Below are 20,063 nucleotides of genomic sequence, written 5' to 3' on the forward strand. Positions count from 1 at the left end.
CGCCGCCCTCGACGCGATGCCCACGCTTTTCGATACCGGCGCGCAGCCGGATGCCGCCGAACTGGCCGCCGCGCTCGCGGCGCCGGCCGCCGCCGGCCGCTACGACGAACTGCGCGGGAGCGCGGCCGGCCTGACCGCGCCTGCGCTCGCGCCCGCGTGGCGCAGCTTCTTCACGTCGATCGGCAGCGATGGCGTGGCCGATCTCGACCGGCGCGCCGATGCGCTGCACCGGCGCATGCGCGAGAACGGCCTGTTCTACCAGCTGCACGAGCAGCGCGCCGGAGACGGCGCGGCCGGGCCGTGGTCGCTCGACCTGCTGCCGCTGATCGTCACGCCCGAGGACTGGGTCGGGATCGAGCGCGGCGTGCTGCAGCGCGTGCGGCTGCTCAACGCGACGCTGGCCGACCTGTACGGGCCGCAAACCATCCTTGAGCGCGGGCTGCTGCCGCCGGCGCTCGTGACCGGCCATCCCGGCTACCAGCGTGCGATGCGCGGCGCGCGCGTGCCGGGCGATACCTGGCTGCACGTCGTCGCATTCGATCTCGCGCGCGGCCCGGACGGGCAGTGGCGGATCGTCGCGCAGCACACGCAGGGCGCGGCCGGCCTCGGTTATCTGCTCGAAAACCGGCTGATCGTGTCGCGGCTCTTTCCGAGCGGATTTCGCGGGCTGCGCGTGCAGCGGCTCGCGTCCGCGTACCGCGCGCTGCTGCAGAGCATGCAGGCGCTCAGCCCGGCCCGCAGGAATTCGCGGATCGTGCTGCTCACGCCCGGGCCGCACAGCGCGACGTATTTCGAGCACGCGTATCTCGCACGCTACCTCGGCCTCACGCTCGTCGAAGGCGGCGACCTGACCGCGCGCGACAACTGCGTGTTCCTGAAGACGCTGCGCGGGCTCGAACCCGTGCACGGCATCCTGCGGCGCGTCGACGACGCGTGGCTCGACCCGCTCGAACTGCGGCCCGATTCGATGCTCGGCGTGCCGGGGCTGCTGCAGGCCGTGCGCGCGGGCAACGTGCTGCTCGCGAATGCACCGGGTTCGGGCTTCCTCGAATCGCCGGCGATGCTCGGCTTCATGCCGCGTCTCGCGGAAGGGCTGCTCGGCGAAACGCTGACGCTGCCGGCCGTGCATTCGTGGTGGTGCGGCGAGGCGGCCGCGTGCGACGACGCGTTGCCGCAGCTCGCGCGCGGCATCGTGAAGGCATCCTATCCATCCGACGTGCAGGCCGGCGGCGCGTTCGAGCCGGTGATCGGCGCGCGGCTCACGCAGGCGCAGCTCGCCGAGTGGCGCGCGCGAATTCTCGCGCGGCCCGAGCACTACACGGTGCAGGCCGACCTGCCGCTGTCGCAGGCGCCGACCTGGCCGCGCCAGGACGCGCCCGACGGCCCCGGCAGCGCGCGCATCGTGCCGAAGCCGCTGTTGCTGCGCGTGTTCGCGCTCGCCGACGGTGCGCAGCGCTGGCGGCTGCTGCCGGGCGGACTGTCGCGGGTCGGCATGCGCGATACGCTGTTCAACGCGCCGATGCCGCGCGGCGGCAGCACCGTCGATACGTGGGTGATGACCGAGGGCATCGTCGATCCGACGACGCTGCTGCAGACGCACCTCGGCCCCGACGACCTCGTCGAGCAGCCGCGCGCGATCGCGAGTCGCGCGGCCGAGAACCTGTTCTGGCTCGGTCGCTATACCGAGCGCGCGACCAACCTGATGCGCCTCGCGCGTGCGGCGCTCGAACGGCTGCGCGGCGAGGACGACGTCGACAGCCCCGCGCATCTCGAACTCATCGATACGTTGTGCCGCGACACGGGCCTGATCGCGGCCGATGCGCCGAACGCCGTCGATGCGCCGCGCGCGTTCCAGCACGCGCTCGCGACGGCGCTCACGCGCGGCGCGGATCGCACGTCGGGCATCGCGTCGTGCCTGTTCGGGATGCGCGGCGCTGCCGCCGCGATCCGCGAACGGCTGTCGAGCGACCAGTGGCGGCTGATCGACGACGCGACCCAGCTGTTCGCGGACAGCGCGGGCCAGCCCGAAGCCGAGGAGCAGATCGGCAACGAGGCGCTGCAGTTGCTGGAGCGCGTCGGCCTGCTGCTCGGTGCGATCACGGGCGCGCAGACCGACAACATGACGCGCGACGACGGCTGGCGCCTGCTGTCGATCGGCCGGCAGATCGACCGGCTGGACTTCCTGGGCAGTGTGCTGAAATTCGCGTTCGACGAAGGCGCGGTGCACCGGCAGGACGGCTTCGAGCTCGTGCTGGAGCTGTTCGACAGCACGATCACGTTCCGGTCGCGGTTCCAGCGCGGCTTCGACGTGGCGCCGCTGCTGTCGCTCGTCGTGCTCGATACCGACAACCCGCGCTCGCTCGGCTGGGTCGTGCAGGCGCTGCGCGGCCGGCTGACGAAGGTCGAGCGCAGCGAAGGCTACGCGCTGTCCGAGCTGGCCGAGACGATTCCCGACGTGCCCACGTGGTCGCTGCACGAGCTGTGCGAGACCACGGACGGCGGCCGGCACGACACGCTGCTCGATGCGCTCGACACGACGGTGAAGGCGGTCCGGGAACTGTCGAACCGGATCGGCGAGCGCTATTTCAGCCACGTGCGCGAGGCGGGCAGGACGCTATGGTGACGACGAAAGGCGCGACGAAAGCGGTGCCGGGCGCGGCGGAGACGCGCAAGACACCGGCGCCGGCCGCGACGGCCGTGGCGCCGGGCCGGTTGCTGCGTGTCACGCACGATACCGAATACCGTTACGCGGCGCGTGTCGAATCGGCGCAGCATCAAGCCCGCCTGCAACCGCTCGTCACGCCGCGCCAGCAGGTGCTGTCGTTCGCGCTCGACATCGATCCGGTGCCGGAATCGGTCGGCACCGAGATCGATGCGTTCGGCAACGCGCGCGCGTCGTTCGCGTTGAACCAGCCGCACGACACGTTGCTCGTGCGCAGCCGCAGCACGGTACGCGTGATGCCGCCCGTGTGGTCGCTCGGCGCGCGTGGCGCGCCGCCGCCTGCGATCGCGCATCCCGGTGCCGGGCACGCGACCGCATGGGAAGCCGTGCGCGACCGCCTGCGGTTCCGCGCGGGGCAGCCTTACGACCCGGCGAGCGAATTCGTGTTCACGTCGCCGCACGTCGCGTGCGATCCCGAACTCGCCGCGTATGCGGCCGCGAGCTTCACGCCGCAACGGCCGCTCGTGCAGGCCGCGTGGGACCTGATGCGGCGCGTGCATGCCGATTTCGCGTATACGCCGAACAGCACCGACATCACGACGTCCGCGCTCGATGCGCTGCGCTTGCGCAAGGGCGTGTGCCAGGATTTCGCGCACGTGATGATCGGCGCACTGCGCTCGCTCGGACTCGCCGCGCGATACGTGAGCGGCTATCTGCTCACACAGCCGCCGCCTGGGCAGCCGCGGCTGATCGGCGCCGACGCGTCGCATGCATGGGTCGACGTGTACGACCCGGCATGGCCCGAGGACGGCGGCTGGCTGCAGCTCGATCCGACCAACGATCGCGCGCCGGGTGATGACTACGTGATGTTGTCGATCGGCCGCGACTATGCGGACGTGACGCCGCTGCGCGGCGTGATCCGCGGCGGCGGCGCGGATCAGGAGCTGAAGGTCGGCGTGACGGTGGAGCCGCTCGACGCGCCGTGACGCATGCCGCGTACCTGCGCGCATGCCGTTTAAGTCTTCGTTAATACTGCACGCCTAGCATGGTCATGCCGGCGAACGGATCGGGCTCGATCCGGGGCGCCGGTGGCACGCGCGGGTGCGTCGGCGTCACGGCGCCGCACTGTCGCGCATCGCCATTCCCTTGCAACGGCGGCGGATCATGATCAAGACCTTCGACTACACACTCGGCAGCGAGACGATTCCGCTCTGCGCGAGCTTCGGCGCGGGGCCGGCGTGGCGCCGTGTGCTCGTGAGCCGCGCGGATTCGATGGAGACGCTGGTGGTGCTCGACGCGCGCGGCCTGTCGGGCCTGCTGAAGGTGGCGACCGAAGCGCCGGAAGGGCTGCTCGACGATGCGATCCGCAAGGTCGGCGACGAGCAACTCGTCGAGCGGGCGATCAGCGGCAAGGCGATCGTCGAAGCGGCTCTGTGACGACATATGTGGCACACGGGCGGCGCGGCTGACCGGATCGAGGAGTATGCTTTCGGTCCGACCGGCTCTTCGACGCTGCCTCACGCTCACGACCGGCACTGCCATTCCCGCATCCCGCCGCTATACGACGATTCGCATGATCGCGTATCACGTCACTGCTGCAGTTCGTCCCGTTCATGCTGTTCGTCCAGCACGAGCGATCGCTGAATGCGCTTTCGGCGTGGTCGTGGCAGTTCCGAGTGTTGCAGGGCGCGTTGTTCGTGTCGGCGATTGCGGGGCTGGTCAGTCACGTCGCACTTGCGTTGCGTCGCCGCTAGGGACGCACGCTCGCTCTGGCGACCTGGGGCGCATGGTGTGTCGTGTGGCTCCTGTTGTCGACGTGGGTCCCCGTGCTCGTCGGGTTGCCGTTCGGCATCATCGGATTCGCGCTGATGTACAACCGGCCCCGCAGCGACTACCTGAGCCTGCCGCAGGTCACGCCGGGTTCGACGGGGCGGCGCTTCGTGTCTTTCGGTCTGCTGGCCGCAGCGTCGGCACTGTATTACTGGGCGATATCGTATGCGGCGGCCCATACCGGCGCTTTCGCCTACATCATTCCGAATATCCGGCCGAAGAATCTGCTGCAGGCGGCGGCAGTCCTGCTGGTTCTGGGCACCGTCATCGCGCCGCGCGGGCGGCGCATGTGGAACTGCGGCATGGCGCTGATGACGGCTGCGACCGCGATGCTGGGCATGCCGGCGGGCTGCGTGTCGATCGCGACACCGCTGGTTCGCCATATGCCGCAGGAATATCAACGCATGGCGATTGCCATTCCGTGGCAGCCGATCATGGTCTACGTGGCCTTGACGTTCTGTGTTGCGCTGGTGCTGATTCGCGTGACGAAGCCGCCGACGCGTAGCGACTGGGAGCTAGGGGCGAACTCCGACGCGCCTGCGGATCCGGCGCGCGGGGAAACGACTTCCTGATGTCGCGCGGCTAGTCCGCGAACCGGTCCGTCGCCGCGATCAGCGCTTCCAGGATTCCCGGCTCGTTGTATGCATGCCCGGCGCCGGGCACGATCTCGAACGTCGCATCCGGCCATGCCTTCGACAAATCCCACGCGGTGCGCGCAGGCGTCGCGACGTCATAGCGACCCTGCACGATCACGCCCGGAATGCCGGCCAGGCGATGCGCGTCGCGCAGCAGCTGGCCTTCGTCGACGAAGCCCTTGTTCACGAAGTAGTGGTTCTCGATGCGCGCGAATGCGAGCGCGTAGCGACCGTCCGCGAAGTGCGCGGCGAGTTCGGGGTCGGGCAGCAGCGTGATCGTGCGGCCTTCCCAGATGCTCCACGCGCGCGCGGCTTCGAGCTTCGCGGCTTCGTCGTCGCCGGTCAGCCGGCGATGGTAGGCCGCCATCAGGTCGCCGCGCTCGGCTTCCGGAATCGGTGCAACGAAGGCTTCCCACAGATCGGGGAACAGCCACGATGCGCCTTCCTGGTAGTACCACAGCAACTCCGCGCGACGCATCGTGAAGATGCCGCGCACGACCAACGCGCTCACGCGCTCGGGATGCGTTTCCGCGTACGCGAGCGACAGCGCGCTGCCCCACGATCCGCCGAACACGAGCCACTTTTCGGCGCCGACCATCTCGCGCAGGCGCTCGATATCGGCGACCAGATGCCACGTCGTGTTGTTCTCGAGGCTGGCGTGCGGCGTCGAGCGCCCGCAGCCGCGCTGGTCGAACAGCAGGATGTCGTAGCGCTCCGGATCGAACAGGCGGCGATGGTCGGGGCTGCAGCCGGCGCCGGGGCCGCCGTGCAGGAACACGGCGGGCTTGCCGGCCGGGTTGCCGCAGCGCTCCCAGTAGATGCGGTGGCCGTCGCCGGTGTCGAGATGGCCGTGGGCGTAGGGTTCGATCGGTGGGTACATGACGTTTCCTGATTGAAAGGTCGGTGAGATACCGGGCAACCGGTGCTGGAAGCAGATCGCCATTATGCCCAACTCACCCGAACGACGTGTTCCGCCCCCGGCATCGCGGACGATCGTCATCCCCGTCGAGCGCGATTGAAAAAATCCGTAAAAAAACGCATCGCGTCGTTCACGTTTTTCGATTCAATATGTCGTCGCATTTCATGCATGTGCCACGCGTGAAATGCGCTCATGACGCTGGCCATGCGTCGCGAATCAATGAGAAATCAAAATAATTCCGGGGATTGTGAATGGAAAGCGATTCTCTGACGAGGAAAGAGCGCGAGATCGTGTCGTTGATCGCGCGGGGGATGCGCTGTACGGAGATTGCCGCGGCATTGGGGGCCGCGCCGATGACAGTCCGCAAGCACCGCGCGAACATCGTGCGCAAGCTCGGCCTGAGCGGCACCGCGCAGCTGGTGGCCTACGCGGTCGAACACGCGCCGCCGCTCGCGGACGACCTCTCTCGTTGCGAAGATCGCCGCGCTCGGGCCGCGTGAGCGGGATGTGCTGCGCCTGATCGGCGCCGGGTTCGCGAGCAAGGAAATCGCAAGATTGCTCGACGTCAGCCCGCGCACGGTCAGCAAGCATCGTGAAAACATCATGCGCAAACTGTCCATTCACGAACTTGCCCGTCTGGTGAAAATCGGCCGTGAATTGTGATGCCGGCGATTGCCGTTTTCGTTACGCAATCGGAGGTATTGAGGGGTATTCGTATTCGGCGCAATTTGAATGCCGGGCGGATATCGCATTGCATTCGCTCATCAGCGGGCGAATGCGCAATATTCCGAGGGCGAATTCACCCGATTTTCATCATGAAAAGGAGTGAAAAATGGAAGGCGAAAATACGATTGTCTGGAAGGACGATCGCACCACGCAGCTTGCCGTGGCGCAACGCGTCAATCAGTTCGGCGGAGAGTTCCTGGTCGACGTCCTCGATCCGCAGCAGATCAAGGAGTGGACGAAGCTGCTCGAACCGCGGGCCGCCGAGGATCTCGCGGAAGGCGATACCGCGCTGTTCACGTGGCCGTTTCGTCCCGTGTCGAACGCCGCGATCTACGGCGGCGTGGTGGTCTCGTCGGTCAGCACGTTCGCGCTGCTGACCGGTTTCGCGATCTGGCGGCGCTACAGCGTGGATGCGGAACTGAGCCAGAACCGGATGCGCTTCCGCCTGCGTCCGCCGCCGCACGCATAACGGCCGGCCCGGCCGCCGCCCGTTCGGGCACGGCGGCCGCGTGACGTACCGCACGCGCCGGCGGGACAGCACGGCGGCGCGCGCGGAACCGAAATCACAGGAGATCCATCATGCCAGTTGACAATTCGGCGGCCGAGTCCGCCCGGAGTCTGTTGAACGGTATCGACTACAGCGCCCTGATCGGCGGCCCGTTGCAGGCCGCGATCACCGCGCAGGCGATGGCCGCGAAATCCACCTACGAGTTCATCGACAAGGTCGGCCTCACGACCGACACCGACGGCGTGAAGCAGGCCGTCAACGTCACCTTCCTGTACCAGAAGGACGGTCAGATGGTGAAGCTGATCGTGCCGCTGCTGACGATCGTGCCGGTGCCGCTGATCCTGGTCGACGAAGTGACGATCCAGTTCAAGGCGAACATCAACGCGGCCGCGTCGTCGACGTCGGAAGAGTCGAAGTCGGAGGCGATCGCGGGCGAACTGTCGGCGCAGGGCAAGATCGGCTGGGGGCCGTTCAGCCTGTCGGCGCAGATGAAGGCCAGCTACTCGAGCAAGAAGGATTCGAAGGCGACGCAGGATTCGCGCTATTCGGTCGAGTACACGCAGGACGTGTTCGTGCACGCGTCGCAGGCCGGCGTGCCGGCCGGGCTCGCGACCGTGCTCAACATCCTGTCGAGCGCCGCGACCGGCGCGAGCCGCAACGGCGACATGCAGGTGAGCCCGGCGCTGTCCACCGTGATGTCCGGCGATCCGTCGCAGCAGCAGATGCTGCAGGTGCGCCTGCAGAATTCGAGCGGGCTGTTCGCCGGCAATACGGAAGTCGTGTTCCAGATCGATCCCGCGCTCGCGGACAAGTTCAGGATGAGCCGCGCGCCGTTCGGTTCGTCCATCCCGTTCGATTCGGCCGGCAAGGTCACGGCGTTCAGGACCGACGGCGACGGTTCGTTGTCCGTCCTGTTCTGGGCCGAAGGCGACGTTCCCGAGCAGGCGATCGACCTGACGGTGTCCGCGTCGATCCCCGCGCCGGACAGCGGCAAGACCGACGCCAAGTCGGTCGTCGTGCCGGTGCGCATCCTGCACCGGTTGCCGCCGCCGGTGCCGCCTTCGCTCAGCAGCGAGCCGGCGACGCTCTCGATCGCCAAGGACCAGTTGGGCAAGGACGTGCTGACCGCGCGGAAACCGGACGGCACGCCGGCGGCGGGTGTCCCGCTGAAGTTCGCGTTCGACGCCGGCGGCAAGGCCTTCGAGGTCAAGGCGCACAACGAGGACGTGACGAGCGTCCCGCCGAAGACGGATGGCGCCGGCAAGGTCGAGATCGAGTGCAAGGCGCTCGACGACAGCAGCCAGTCGGTCGTGACCGTCAGCGCGACGATCGACGGCGTCACCGTGTCCACGACCCTCACGCTGCAGGCCAAGCCCTGATCCGCCCGCTGTGACAACCCGCCCGCGCCGGCTTGCCGGCGCGGGTCAGAGGAGAACACCGATGACCAATCTGCGGGATATCGCCGCCGCGTTCCTCGACAGTCTCGCGGGCGCGCAGCACGACGCGAACCTGTATTCGAAGCGCCTCGCGGTGAAGTATCGCGAGGATCCGCTGCTCCAGTATTTCCCGGTGCCGAACGGCCTGCTCGACGAGGCGAACGTGACGCTGCGCTTCGCGATGCCCCCGGGCGCGGACAGCGCCGGCGGCGACGAACGGGCGGCGCGGCTCGATCCGGACACGCCGGCGGCCGATGCGTTGCCGTCGCGGGTCGCCGTCGCCGATCTGGCGACGGAGGCCGGCGCGCGGCTGCTGCAGGATCTGGCCGGCGCACTCGGCCCCGTGCGCGGCGCGAGCGGGGCGGCTGGCGCGCGCGACGACCGGCTGCGCGACCGGATCGACGCATTGCGTTCGTCGCGTGTCGCGCGCGAGCTCGGCAGCAACCTGCACGCGCTGCTCGGCGACGCGCTGACACAGGCCATGCGCGGCACGCCGCCGTCGCTCGACGCGTTGCGGGCCGGTTTGCTCGACGTGCTCCACGCGTCGCTCGACGACAGCCTCGCGGACGTGTTCGACGCGGACGATCGCACCGATGCGGGACGCGCGTCGTTCGAGGCGGCGCTCGACAGGAGCTGGGCGGCGCTGGACGGCCTGATCGCGGCGGCCGCCGAGCGGCAGCGCGGCATCCAGGCGGAGGCCGCGCGCGTGCCGTCGCTCGCGGTGACGCTGGACCCGGCCGCGCTGCAGGGCATTCCGGCCGAATTCGTGCAGACGCTGACGCTGCGCGCGAAGCTGCGCAACTACAAGTGGGTGCTCGTCGGCGAAGGCGGCCGCGAGCGTGACGAACTGGTTGTCACGGAGTGATGCCATGACCGATTCCATCAGCCCCGTCGTCGATCTTCAGTACCTGTTCGCCGCGCCGATCGAGGCCGTGATCGAGGCCGACTTCATGGCCGCGCGCCAGTTCGTCCAGTACGTTCGCGAGTTCGGCTTCGTCCGGAATCCGTCTCGCCGCTGCGAGCCGGGGGAGCCGGACGACAGCGACTTCGGCGATCTGCGGATGATCACGTTCTACTACGAACAGGTGATCGACAAGTACCGGACCGAATGGCGCCGGGTGCAGGTTCCGGTGCTGTCGCTGATTCCGCTGCCGCTGCTCGAAGTGAAGACCGCGACCTTCGATTTCGGCGTGCGCCTGCTGCTCGCCGAGCGCGTGAAGACGACGTGCGCGATCCCGCTGCTGCCCGGCGATGCGGACGACGCCGCGCCGCGCCAGTACCGCTGGAGCGCGATGCTCGCGCGCGGCCGGCCCGAGGCCGGCGGCCGGACGCGCGAGGACGTGTCGCCGTTTCTCGAGGCGAACATCGGCGCCAAGGTCGAGGTCGGGCAGGCCGGCATCCCGGCCGGCATCGGCAACCTGCTGGCGCTGCTGGGCATGAATGCCCAGGTCGGCGGCGCCGGCACCCAGGCCACCGGCGACGGTGGCGACCACTCCAGGAGGGAGTCATGAAGACGAGCGAGAAGATGCTGAACGACGCACCGGGTTTCATGTGTCCGGTCTGCGCGCGCGGGCGGGTGAAGCTGTCGCTGGCGGATTTTCTCGGCAGCAGCGACGTTCGCTGCCCGATGTGCGGCACGTCGTTCCAGATGGACAAGACGGGCTGCGCGGAGCTGGTGGACCGGCTGCAGGATCTGCAGGTTGCGCAGCAGAACGTGCGGCTGCTGGAGAAGAAAGCCGACCGGTGACGGCGGCGCCGCGACCCTGCCGCGGTCGGCGGGTCGCGGCGATGCAGCAAGCGGCTGGCGTTGCGCGCCGCCCCGGACCGGTTGGCACGGGCGGCACGGGCGGCACGCGTTTCGCGCGCGGCATCGGGATTTTTGAAGCAATTTCATTCGGATATTTTTCATACAAAATCCCGGCGGCGGATCGGCGTGCCGAAGCGGGGCGCCGGTTGGCCGCCCCTCCACCGTGCCAACGGAAACCAGCCGATGAATCATCGCGTCACGCAGTTGACCGGGTTGCGCGCCGTCGCGGTGGCGATGGTCGTGATCGGACACGCCGAGCACGTGCTGCCCGGCGGCTACACGGGCTGGTACGCGCCGTTGCGGCTGTTCGCCGACGGCCGGCTCGGCGTACTGATCTTCTTCGTCCTCAGCGGCTTCCTGATCACCACCGTGTTGCGCGCCGAGTTCGCGTGCACGGGCGGCATCGCGCTGACGTCGTTCTACGTGCGCCGCGCGCTGCGGATCTGGCCGGCCTGCTACGTGTATCTCGCGGCGGTCGCGATCGTGGCCTGCGCCGGCGGGTTCGACGTCGACCGCCGCCAGTGGCTGTATGCGGCGCTGCATCTGTGGAATTACTCGGCGTGGTTCGGGCTGACCGGCGACAACACGCTGCATCCGGACGGCGCGTGGTATCTCGGCCATTTCTGGTCGCTTGCGCTCGAGGAGCAGTTTTACTGGTTCTGGCCGCTGCTGTTCGTGTACGGGATGCGGCGTGGCGGCACGCGCTGGCTGGCTGCGTTGATCCTGATCGTGCCGCTCGTGCGCGCCGTCACGTATTGCGTGGCGCCCGCGCTGCGCGGGCAGCTCGGGACGATGCTGCACACGGGTGTCGATCCGATCCTGATCGGCTGCTACGCGTCGCTCAACCGCGAACGGCTCGAAGCGTGGATTCGTTCGTGGCGCAACGAGACGCGCATCGTGACGGCGATCATCGCGGTCGTGTTGATCGGCATGCCGCTTGCCGAACATCGGCTCGGCGGATTCTGGAATGCGACGTACGGTGTGACGCTCGAAGCCGCGCTGATCGCGATCGTGATCGTCGTGCTGAATTTTCGTCGCGAGTTCTGGTGTGCGCGATGGTTGCGTACGCGGCCTGTCGTGTTCGTCGGTACGATCTCGTTCAGCCTTTATCTTTGGCAGCAGCCGTTTGCGAATCCGGATCTACCGGTTCCGCATGCGTTCCCGCTTGGAATCGTGTGGGCGTTGCTGGCCGCGACGGCCAGTTATTTTCTCGTTGAAAAACCGTTCCTGCGGCTGAAGGATCGGTTTGCGGCGCGCGAGACGCGGCGCGTGCGCGACGATGCGCTGCGGATGCCGGCGTCGGGCGACGCGATCGGAGCGAAGGTGGCGGAGTAGGCGGGCAGGAAGTTGCCCGCCGCGTTCCTACCTGAATCGCTTCATCGCGGCGGGCGAATACCAGAAGTTTCGGAACATATCGATTCCATATGACTTGCCGTCGTAGTGGACGATCGTGCGCGTCGTGCGCTTTCCCGTATCCGAGTATTCGCGGTCTTTGCGCTGCGACTGCGTGATGTGCGCCGTGATCGACAGATCGGCGAAGCCGTGACTCGATGTTTTCTCGACGGCGATCGTCATGCGGGCGTCTTCGCTGCGCGCGTCGCCCACGCCAGGGCCGCAGGCTTCGCCTTCAACGCTGACCCAGCCATAGAGGTTGGTGCCAAATACCGGACGGATGCGGTTGCTTTCGCGTACCCACAGCGTCAGTTCCTCGCTGGCATCGGCATCGGGACAACTCGGCCCGCGCGCGCTGCTCGTGAACACGACGCCGAATGCACGCACGTCGGGCGACAGTTGGTACCGCGCCGTATCGATGCGATAGCTGTTCTCGCCGATCTCCGTCGCCGCATCCTCTTCGACGACCGACTTTTCGGCCGCCACGACCTTGCCGCCCTCAACGAGCGCGATGACCTGCAACTTGTGGCTTTCGTCCGGGTTCTTGCTCTTCGGCAGCGAATCGAACGCGACGGCCGCGATCGTCGTTTCGGGCGCATTCGGCATGACCTTGCACGCTGACGCGACGACGAGCCGGTTCGTGTCGCGTGCGGCGACGCGCGCGTTCGTGATGCCGGCCCAGCGGGCGACTGCGACGACGGTTGCGTCGTCGCAAGTCTGGTTGTCGGCTGCATGAGCGGCGGGGGCGGTGGCGAGCGCCAGCAGCGGGGCGACGTGCAGGATTCTCATGGTGGCGACGGGAAGTAATCCTTATCAAATTTCTCGGGATGAGAAAAGGCCCTCGCGGGCCTTTTCAGATGAAGGAGCGGGCAACGCTTACTGCGTCAACGCCGTAAACCCGTCCAGCAACCGATCGACGTCAGCGGCCTGAATCGCGCCCATCGTCGAAATCCGGAACAGCTCCTTCGACAACCCGCCTTGCCCTGCGTAGATCACGAAGCCACGCGCCTTCAGCCCGTCGTGCAGCGTCTCGTACGTCACACCTTGCGGCAACCGGTACGCACGCAGCACAACCGACGATTCACCTTCCGGCAGCACCAGCGGCATCCCGCGCGCGGCAAGCCCGGCTTGCGCCTGATCGGCCAGCGCCTTGTAATGCGCATGCCGCGCACGCCAGCCACCGGCCTCGTCAAACTCCCGCAGCGCCTCGACAAGCGCGTAATAGGCATGCACGGACGGCGTAAACGGCGTGTTCCGCTGATCCTGCAGCTTTGCGAGACGGCCGAGGTCGAGGTAATACGCACGGCTTGCCGCCTTCGCGAGCGCGCTGCGACGCACGATCACGAACGCTGCACCCGGCACGCCGTGCAGGCACTTGTTCGCGGTCGCGGCAACGGCATCGATATCGCCACCAGCGAAATCGATCGCTTCCGCACCGAAGCTGCTCACACCATCGACGAGCATCTTCACGCCGCGCGAACGGCACACCTCGGCAATCGCACGGAGATCATTCAGCCGACCCGTCGTCGTTTCATGATGAATCACCGCAACATGCGAGTACCCACCCGCATCGAGCCGTGCACCGATCTGCGCGAGATCGGGCGCCTGCATCCACTCATGCTTCAGCACGTCATGCGCGACGCCATATTGCGTCGCGATCTGCGTAATCCGCTCGCCATACACGCCGTTCTCGATCACGAGCAGCTTGCCGTCCTTCGGCACGAGCGCCGCGATCATGCTCTCGACGGCAGCCGTGCCCGAACCGGTCATCAGCACCGCCGCCCACTCGGCCGGATCAAGCTCGTACGCGGCGACGAGACGCGCCCGCGCCTCATCCTGCAGGTCGAAGAATTCGCTTTCGCGATGGCACAGGTCGGGTTGCAGCAGGCTGCGGCGCACGCGTTCGGTGAGCGTGACCGGGCCGGGGTTCAGCAGCAGCATCAATGGGCTCCTTCAACGTGGGCTTCGGTCTGCGCGGCGCCGATGTGCCGCATCAGACGGGTCTTGACCTCGACCGGCGTGACGGTCGGGCGGGGTAGGCCGTCGGGCACGCCGGTGCGGATCGCCAGGCGCACGAACTGCACGCCGTCGGCCGGCGCGGCAAGCGTCGCATCGAGCACGTCGAGCGTGTCGCCTTCGAGCGCCGACGCATAGCCGCACGCGGCAGCCACGCCCGCGAACGAAACATGTTGCGACACCGTCGCCTGGCCGCCCGTCGACTCGTGCGCGCCGTTGTCGAGCAGCACGTGCGTGAGGTTGGCCGGGCCGTAGGTGCCGAGCGTCGCGAACACGCCCATGCGCATCAGCGCGGCGCCGTCGCCGTCGACGGCCACCACGCGCAGGTCGGGGCGCGCGAGCGCGAGGCCGAGCGCGAGCGGCGTCACGCAGCCCATCGAGCCGACCATGTACAGCTGGTTCGGGCGATCGTCGATCGCGTAGAGTTCGCGGCCGCAGAAGCCGGTCGACGCGAGCACGACGGTCGAATCGACCGGCGTGTGCGCGATCACGCGCTGCAGCGCGTCCTGGCGGGTCGGCCACGCGTCGGCCGACGCGGCGCGCGCCGACGCTTGCGCGGCCACGTGCGCGCGCGGCTGCGCCGCCGGGTTCGCTTTCAGCTCATACGGCGCGACGCTGCCTTTCTGCATCACGAGCGCGTACGGGCGGCCCGTCGCGTCCATGTGCGCGATCGCGCGGTCGAGTGCCGGGCCGACCTGTTCGGGGTCGGTCGGGAACGTCTCCCACGGGATCTCCATCGTGTCGAGCATCGCGGGCGTGATCGGGCCCATCAGCGCGTGCTGCGGCTCGTCGGCCACGCCGGGCTGGCCGCGCCACGTGACGATCAGCAACTGCGGCAGGCGGAACGTCCACGTGAGCGACGTGAGCGGGCTCACCGCGTTGCCGAGCCCCGAGTTCTGCATCATCGCGATGCCGCGCTTGCCGCCGAGCGTCGCGCCCGCGATCAGCGCGACCGCGTCGCCTTCGTTCGCGGCCGACACGTAGTGCAGCGTCGGGTCCTGCAGCACATAATTGATGAACGGCGTCAGGTACGAGCAGGGCACGCCCGCGTACCAGTCGAAACCGCGCGCGCGCGCGGCCTCGACGAACTGGGCCGCTTCGATCATTGCGCGCCCCCGTTGCCGGTGCCCGGTTCGGACAGCGGCGTCTGGCCGTGCGCGAAGTCGCCCGCGCGGCGGAAGTCTTCGAGATCGTTGACGCCGCGCCAGTGGCCGTGCACGTACTGCACCTCGATCTTCTCGCCGGCTGCGACGAGTTCGTTGAGCAGCGCCGGGATGTCGAGCGTGTCGAAGTCGGGGCGCGCCTGCAGCGTCGCGAGCATCGCCTTCAGGCGCTCCACGCCTGCGCCGCGCACGTTCAGGAGACCGATCCAGCGGCCGTGCGGCGTGCCTGCGGCGACGTCGCTCGACACGCGTTGCAGGTACACCTTCTGGCCGAACAGGCCGCGATCGTCCTCGGCCGAGCAGAGCGCGAAATCGCGCACGCTCTGGTTGGTCTCGGTGAGCGACGAATCGACCACCACGCTGAACTCCGCCTCGCTTTCCGCGAGGTCGCGCACGATGTAGCTGCGGAACAGCAGGTCGCCGTACGAGATCACGGTGTCGCCGGTCAGGCGATCGGCCGCGCACGCGAGCGACGCGAGTTCGCCCGTCTGCGCATGGCGTTCGTTGACGACGAGCTTGATGCCCGACGTGTCGATCGCGTCCGCGCGATAGCCGCCGACCACGGTGATGTCGTTCACGCCGTGCGTCTTGAAGCCGTCGACGAGCCAGCGCAGCAGCGGCTTGCCGGCGACCGGCAGCATGACCTTCGGCTTGTCTTCGGTCACGGCTTCGAGGCCCTTGCCGCGGCTCGCGGCGAGCACGATCGCGGCGTTCGACGCGCGCGACGACGACGACAGGTAGATGCGCTCGGCCGCCGAGTATTCGTCGGCGTCCTGCAGGCGGAAAATTTCGTTGACCGATGCGACGCGGTCCTCGACGTTGATCAGCGTTTCGCTCTCGTGGATTTCGCGCGCGGTCGCCTGCATCGCGGACGCCGATGCGCGGATCAGGTGGTTCGCCCAGATCACGGTGCTGATGCCGGCCTGGCGGAACACGTCGGTCGGCGTGCTGTAGTACTTGGTCGGCACGATCACGAGCGGCGCCTTGCCGCTCCATTCGCGCGCGAACTGCAGGATTTCGTCTGGGCGCGACAGCTTGCTGTGGATCAGGATCGCATCGGCGCCGGCTTCCGCGTACGCGTTCGCGCGGCGCAGCGCCTCGTCCATCCCCCAGCCCGCGATCAGCGCCTCGACGCGCGCGACGATCGAGAAGTCGGGATCGGTCTGGGAATCCTTGCCGGCCTTGATCTTGCCGCAGAATTCGTCGATTTCGGCGAGCGGCTGGCGCTCGCCGCCGATGAAGCTGTTCGTCTTCGGGAACTGCTTGTCCTCGATGCACACGCCCGCGATGCCGCGCTGTTCGAGCTTCTTCACGAGGCGGCGCACGTTGTTGAAGTTGCCGTAGCCGGTGTCGCCGTCGAGCAGGATCGGCAGGTCGCTCGCGTCGGCCATGAATTCGAGCACGTCGACGACCTGCGTCCAGCTCGCTTCGTTGTTGTCGCGCACGCCGAACTGCGCGGAAATCGCGAGGCCCGATGCCCAGATCCCCTTGAAGCCGGCTTCGCGGACGATCCGCGCGGACAGGCCGTTGTGCGCTTCCATCAGGAATTCGAGGTCGCTGCTGACGAGCATGCGGCGCAGGCGCGCGCTGCGCGATTCGGTGAAGTTGGGTTCGCGTGCGTTCATCGTGCGGCTCCTGCGGTAGTACGTTGAATCAGGGGAAGGATCTCTTGCGTGGCGCGTGCGACGTCGTTCGGGAAGTCGATCTCGATCCACGGCGAGCCGGTCACGTCGGCGACGTCGAACGCATGACCGCCTTCGAGCAGCAGGTCGCGCACGGCTTCCTCGTGCGGCATGTTCGCGCGGCCGCTGTCGACGTAGCCCGCGACGATCGCCGCGAGGCGGCGCGCGGTGCCTTCGGTGAAGCGGAAGAAGCCGACCGATTCGCCGATCGTGTCGTAGTCGAGGTCGACCGCGAGCTGCTTGCGCAGCTCGACCGGCACGCCGTTCTTCAGGCACAGCTTGACGGGCTCGTCGCCGGCCTCGAAGTCGCGGTCGATCAGCAGGCGGTCGACCGCGCGGTCGGCATCGGCCACCAGCGCATGCAGGATGTTCTCGTCGTACAGCACGTCGGCGTCCATCAGCAGCACGTCGCCGCCGCGCGTCATCGCGTCGGCGACGGTGTGCACGGTCAGCACGCTGCCGAGGTCGTAGCGTTCGTTGATCACGATCTCGGCCTGGCGGCCGAGGCGCTTCAGTTCCTGTTCGACCTTCTCGGCCTGGAATCCGAGCCCGAGCACGATCTCGTCGACGCCGGCGGCATCGAGCACGCGCAGATGGCGCTCGAGCAGCGACACGTCGTCGAAGCGCAGCAGGCACTTCGGGAACTGCGCTTCGGGCGGTTGTTGCAGGCGCAAGCCGAGGCCTGCCGCAAGAATGATGGCTCGCATGGGTTCTCCAACCAAAAAGCCGGCGATCTGAACGATCAGTCGGCGAGCGGCTGCGGCGCACGGCGCCGCTGCCAGTTTCTTTCACTGAAATGCAGATAGAGCAGGCCGGGCAGGCCGAGCGCGAGTTCGCGCGCGCGTTTCGCAAGCGACAGCGCGAGCGCCGCGTCGGGCGGCAATCCGACCAGCGGCGCGAGGAGCAGGTAACCGCCTTCCTGCGCGCCGAGCGAGCCCGGGATCGCGAAGGCCGCGCCGCGAATGGCCTGGCCGACGCTCTCGAGCAGCAGCGCGTCGAGCCAGCTCACCGGGTGTCCGAGGAAGTGCAGCGCGAGCCACACTTCCGCGGTGCCGACGATCCAGCCGACGAGACTCAGTGCGAACGTCTTCGCGACTTTCGCACGATCGCGGTACAACGCACCGACCGCGCCGTCGATCGCGTCGGCGCGGGTGGCCAGCGACGACCAGTCGCGCGGGCCGAGCAGCTTCGACGCGAGGCGCAGGCCGCGGCCGAACAGCCCGCGCCGCTGCGCCAGATAGAACAGCACGGCGAGGGCGCCGAGCACGCCGGTGGCGATCAGCGCGGGCGTGCGCAGGTGCGCGACCGATTCGTGCGTCGCATACAGGCTGAACGCGGCGATGCCGATCAGCGCGAACGCCATCTGCGCGAGCGCCTGCATCGTCGTGCCGACGGTGACGGCCGCCGCCGCGTCGGCCATCCGCGTGCCGCGCTGCGCGAGGTGGCGCACCATCAGCACGGGGCCGCCGATCTGCCCGGCGGGCAGCAGGCTGTTCACCGATTCGCCGACCCAGCGCGCGCGCAGCGCGTTGCCGAGGTCGGCGCCCGGCTGGCCGCGGCGGAACATCACGGAGATCGCGACCGCGTCGATCACGAGCGGCACGACGTGGAACGCCGCGACGAGCGCGAGCCCCCAGCCGGCTGCGAGGAACGTGGACGCGACCGCGCCGACGCCCTGCCAGGCCAGCAGTGCAACGAAGAGTGCGGTCCCGAGGGACAGCAGGATGAGGCCGGCGCGTGTCATGACCCGGTCGTGCGTCGCGTGGCCAGCTGCTTGAACACCTGGCGGAAACCGAAATACGCGATCGCATCCTTCATGTTCGAAATGAAGCGCTTCCACGGCCGCATGCCGGGGTTCGTCACGTATTCGAACGTGAGCGACACGCGGATCTCGTTCTGGCCGAGCGGGGTGATGCGGTGGCGCAGCTTGTCGCCGTCGAACAGCACGATGCCGCCGTCGGCGATCTGCACGGAGCCCGGCTCGTCGGCGACGTCCGGGTTGCGCGTGTGCAGTTCGTAGTCGAGCCGGCACGACGATTCGTCGATCACGCCGATCAGCAGCGTGTAGCGGCGGCCGTCGTAGTACGACGTGTCGTAGTGCCAGCCGATGTGGTCGCCGGGCTTCGTGTAGTAATACAGCGCGTAGGCGTGCGGATCGTCGTCCGGCGACAGCATCAGCTTGTCGCCCGTGACTTTCTCCAGGAAGCCGATCAGCGCCTTCGAGCGGTACAGCTCGGCGATGTACGGCGCCTGTTCGTCGATCGTATGGCGGCTCACGCTGCCGCCCTGCTTGTGGCCGGGCAGGTAATTGCGGTTCAGGCCGGCCTGCAGCGCGCGGGCGGCTGCCGCGAGCTTCGCGTGCGCGTCGGCCGGCAGGAACTGGTCGAGGTACAGGAACGAGCCCTGGCGCGTGTAGTCGGCGCGCAGGCGGTCGAGGTCGAGACGGCCGACACGGTCGGCCACGGTGCGATCGGGATCGGCCGCGGCCGCGCGCACGGGCGCGGGGCGTGCCGGGCTCAGCACGGAGTCGTCGCGCGTGCTAGGAGTCATTTGGAAGCCTGGATTTCGGTTGGATTCTGCGAGGCATTGCCGCGCCGGACGATGCGCCACCAGTCGATCACGACCCAGGCGGCGAACAGCGGGGCGCCGATCGACGCCGCCAGCAGGAACGGCTCGACGCCGTCGAACAGCGTCACGAGCGGCAGCAGGTACAGCACGTCTTCGGTCTCGAAGCCGCCGGCGAATGCCTGCTTGGTGCCGGCCTTGCCGGCGAACGATTCGATCCGCATGCGCAGGAAGAAGATCAGTGCGACGGCGGCGCCGGCCACCGCGCCGAGCAGCACCGGCGACGCGGCCATCTGGCCGCCCTGGGCGACGATGCCGACGCCCATGCTGACGAACAGCGCGATCGTGACGAGCGCATCGGCCGCGAGGTCGTAAAAATGACCGATCTTGCTGGATTTGCCGCTGATGCGCGCGAGTTCGCCGTCGGTGTGGTCGACGAAGTTCGACAGCACGATCAGGAACGCGCCTGCATTGCTCCAGCCGAAGCCGCCGTGCGCGAGGCACCAGGCGCCGGTGAGGCCGATCAGCAGGCGAACGGTGGTGAGGTGATTCGGGGTGACGGGCGTGTCGACGAGCGGTCGGACAAGCGAGCGCGCGAGCCGCGCATCCCAGGTGCGCGGCAGGGGCGGTTCGGAGCGTGTGGCGGTTTTTCTTTGGTCCATCGGCGAAATATATACGGAATTGTAATTTGGTGCTTTTTATTCGATCAATGTCCTGACATG

Annotated in this window: 21 protein-coding genes; 12 read left to right on the forward strand and 9 right to left on the reverse strand. The window is 68.1% G+C overall.

Annotation, left to right across the window (positions count from 1 at the left end):
• The first annotated feature begins 16 nt into the window (after nucleotides 1–16).
• The 4 genes from WJ16_RS24665 (at nucleotide 17) to WJ16_RS24680 (ending at nucleotide 5,064) form a co-directional block, all read left to right on the forward strand.
• Complete coding sequence (locus WJ16_RS24665; protein ID WP_069261120.1) at nucleotides 17–2,623, forward strand: circularly permuted type 2 ATP-grasp protein; 2,607 nt, start codon at nucleotides 17–19, stop codon at nucleotides 2,621–2,623.
• On the forward strand, nucleotides 2,617–3,648 hold the full coding sequence (locus WJ16_RS24670; protein ID WP_069259664.1) for a transglutaminase family protein: 1,032 nt from the start codon (nucleotides 2,617–2,619) through the stop codon (nucleotides 3,646–3,648). The genes WJ16_RS24665 and WJ16_RS24670 overlap by 7 nt, the downstream gene beginning before the upstream one ends.
• Nucleotides 3,649–3,826: 178 nt before the next feature.
• The gene (locus tag WJ16_RS24675) at nucleotides 3,827–4,099 is read left to right on the forward strand and encodes a hypothetical protein (RefSeq protein ID WP_069259665.1); all 273 of its coding nucleotides are present in this window, start codon (nucleotides 3,827–3,829) and stop codon (nucleotides 4,097–4,099) included.
• A gap of 359 nt (nucleotides 4,100–4,458) precedes the next feature.
• Nucleotides 4,459–5,064: a hypothetical protein gene (locus WJ16_RS24680; RefSeq protein ID WP_236858378.1), complete on the forward strand. Its 606-nt coding sequence runs from the start codon at nucleotides 4,459–4,461 to the stop codon at nucleotides 5,062–5,064.
• Nucleotides 5,065–5,074: 10 nt separating this feature from the next.
• On the opposite strand, the gene pip is transcribed toward WJ16_RS24680, so the two are convergent.
• A complete protein-coding gene (gene pip / locus WJ16_RS24685) occupies nucleotides 5,075–6,007 on the reverse strand; it encodes a prolyl aminopeptidase (protein ID WP_069259666.1) in 933 nt (310 codons plus the stop codon).
• 290 nt (nucleotides 6,008–6,297) lie between these two features.
• Between pip and WJ16_RS24690 the strand changes: the two genes are divergently transcribed.
• The 8 genes from WJ16_RS24690 (at nucleotide 6,298) to WJ16_RS24720 (ending at nucleotide 11,858) form a co-directional block, all read left to right on the forward strand.
• Entirely contained in the window at nucleotides 6,298–6,546 is a 249-nt protein-coding gene (locus tag WJ16_RS24690; protein ID WP_069259667.1) for a response regulator transcription factor, read from the forward strand.
• Nucleotides 6,547–6,553: 7 nt separating this feature from the next.
• Entirely contained in the window at nucleotides 6,554–6,709 is a 156-nt protein-coding gene (locus tag WJ16_RS33765) for a LuxR C-terminal-related transcriptional regulator (RefSeq protein ID WP_236858380.1), read from the forward strand.
• 169 nt (nucleotides 6,710–6,878) lie between these two features.
• Entirely contained in the window at nucleotides 6,879–7,241 is a 363-nt protein-coding gene (locus tag WJ16_RS24695; protein WP_069259668.1) for a hypothetical protein, read from the forward strand.
• A gap of 110 nt (nucleotides 7,242–7,351) precedes the next feature.
• Nucleotides 7,352–8,659, forward strand: coding sequence for a DUF2589 domain-containing protein (locus WJ16_RS24700; protein WP_084636113.1), 1,308 nt, complete (start codon nucleotides 7,352–7,354; stop codon nucleotides 8,657–8,659).
• Between the two features lie 61 nt (nucleotides 8,660–8,720).
• Entirely contained in the window at nucleotides 8,721–9,581 is an 861-nt protein-coding gene (locus WJ16_RS24705; protein WP_069259670.1) for a hypothetical protein, read from the forward strand.
• A 4-nt stretch (nucleotides 9,582–9,585) separates the two neighbouring features.
• Nucleotides 9,586–10,227, forward strand: a complete 642-nt coding sequence (locus tag WJ16_RS24710) for a DUF2589 domain-containing protein (RefSeq protein ID WP_069259671.1) — start codon at nucleotides 9,586–9,588, stop codon at nucleotides 10,225–10,227.
• Nucleotides 10,224–10,463: a hypothetical protein gene (locus WJ16_RS24715; RefSeq protein WP_069259672.1), complete on the forward strand. Its 240-nt coding sequence runs from the start codon at nucleotides 10,224–10,226 to the stop codon at nucleotides 10,461–10,463. Before WJ16_RS24710 ends, WJ16_RS24715 begins: the two co-directional genes overlap by 4 nt.
• A gap of 243 nt (nucleotides 10,464–10,706) precedes the next feature.
• Nucleotides 10,707–11,858, forward strand: a complete 1,152-nt coding sequence (locus WJ16_RS24720) for an acyltransferase family protein (protein ID WP_069259673.1) — start codon at nucleotides 10,707–10,709, stop codon at nucleotides 11,856–11,858.
• A 27-nt stretch (nucleotides 11,859–11,885) separates the two neighbouring features.
• On the opposite strand, the gene WJ16_RS24725 is transcribed toward WJ16_RS24720, so the two are convergent.
• The 8 genes from WJ16_RS24725 to WJ16_RS24760 form a co-directional block, all read right to left on the reverse strand.
• The gene (locus tag WJ16_RS24725; RefSeq protein ID WP_069259674.1) at nucleotides 11,886–12,704 is read right to left on the reverse strand and encodes a PA3715 family protein; all 819 of its coding nucleotides are present in this window, start codon (nucleotides 12,702–12,704) and stop codon (nucleotides 11,886–11,888) included.
• 87 nt (nucleotides 12,705–12,791) lie between these two features.
• Nucleotides 12,792–13,856 carry a 2-aminoethylphosphonate aminotransferase gene (locus tag WJ16_RS24730; RefSeq protein WP_069259675.1) on the reverse strand — a complete coding sequence of 355 codons (1,065 nt, stop codon included), beginning with the start codon at nucleotides 13,854–13,856 and terminating at the stop codon, nucleotides 12,792–12,794.
• Nucleotides 13,856–15,037 carry a phosphonopyruvate decarboxylase gene (gene aepY / locus WJ16_RS24735; RefSeq protein WP_069259676.1) on the reverse strand — a complete coding sequence of 394 codons (1,182 nt, stop codon included), beginning with the start codon at nucleotides 15,035–15,037 and terminating at the stop codon, nucleotides 13,856–13,858. The genes WJ16_RS24730 and aepY overlap by 1 nt, the downstream gene beginning before the upstream one ends.
• Nucleotides 15,034–16,719 carry a phosphoenolpyruvate mutase gene (gene aepX, locus WJ16_RS24740; RefSeq protein WP_069259677.1) on the reverse strand — a complete coding sequence of 562 codons (1,686 nt, stop codon included), beginning with the start codon at nucleotides 16,717–16,719 and terminating at the stop codon, nucleotides 15,034–15,036. Before aepX ends, aepY begins: the two co-directional genes overlap by 4 nt.
• Entirely contained in the window at nucleotides 16,716–17,483 is a 768-nt protein-coding gene (locus WJ16_RS24745; RefSeq protein WP_069259678.1) for a phosphocholine cytidylyltransferase family protein, read from the reverse strand. The genes aepX and WJ16_RS24745 overlap by 4 nt, the downstream gene beginning before the upstream one ends.
• A 35-nt stretch (nucleotides 17,484–17,518) precedes the next feature.
• Nucleotides 17,519–18,520, reverse strand: a complete 1,002-nt coding sequence (locus WJ16_RS24750; protein ID WP_069259679.1) for an HpnL family protein — start codon at nucleotides 18,518–18,520, stop codon at nucleotides 17,519–17,521.
• The gene (locus WJ16_RS24755) at nucleotides 18,517–19,326 is read right to left on the reverse strand and encodes a HalD/BesD family halogenase (protein ID WP_069259680.1); all 810 of its coding nucleotides are present in this window, start codon (nucleotides 19,324–19,326) and stop codon (nucleotides 18,517–18,519) included. Before WJ16_RS24755 ends, WJ16_RS24750 begins: the two co-directional genes overlap by 4 nt.
• Nucleotides 19,323–20,003: a CDP-alcohol phosphatidyltransferase family protein gene (locus WJ16_RS24760; protein ID WP_069259681.1), complete on the reverse strand. Its 681-nt coding sequence runs from the start codon at nucleotides 20,001–20,003 to the stop codon at nucleotides 19,323–19,325. Before WJ16_RS24760 ends, WJ16_RS24755 begins: the two co-directional genes overlap by 4 nt.
• Nucleotides 20,004–20,063: the final 60 nt, after the last annotated feature.

This window comes from Burkholderia metallica, assembly GCF_001718555.1.
GTDB classification, from domain to species: Bacteria; Pseudomonadota; Gammaproteobacteria; order Burkholderiales; family Burkholderiaceae; genus Burkholderia; species Burkholderia metallica.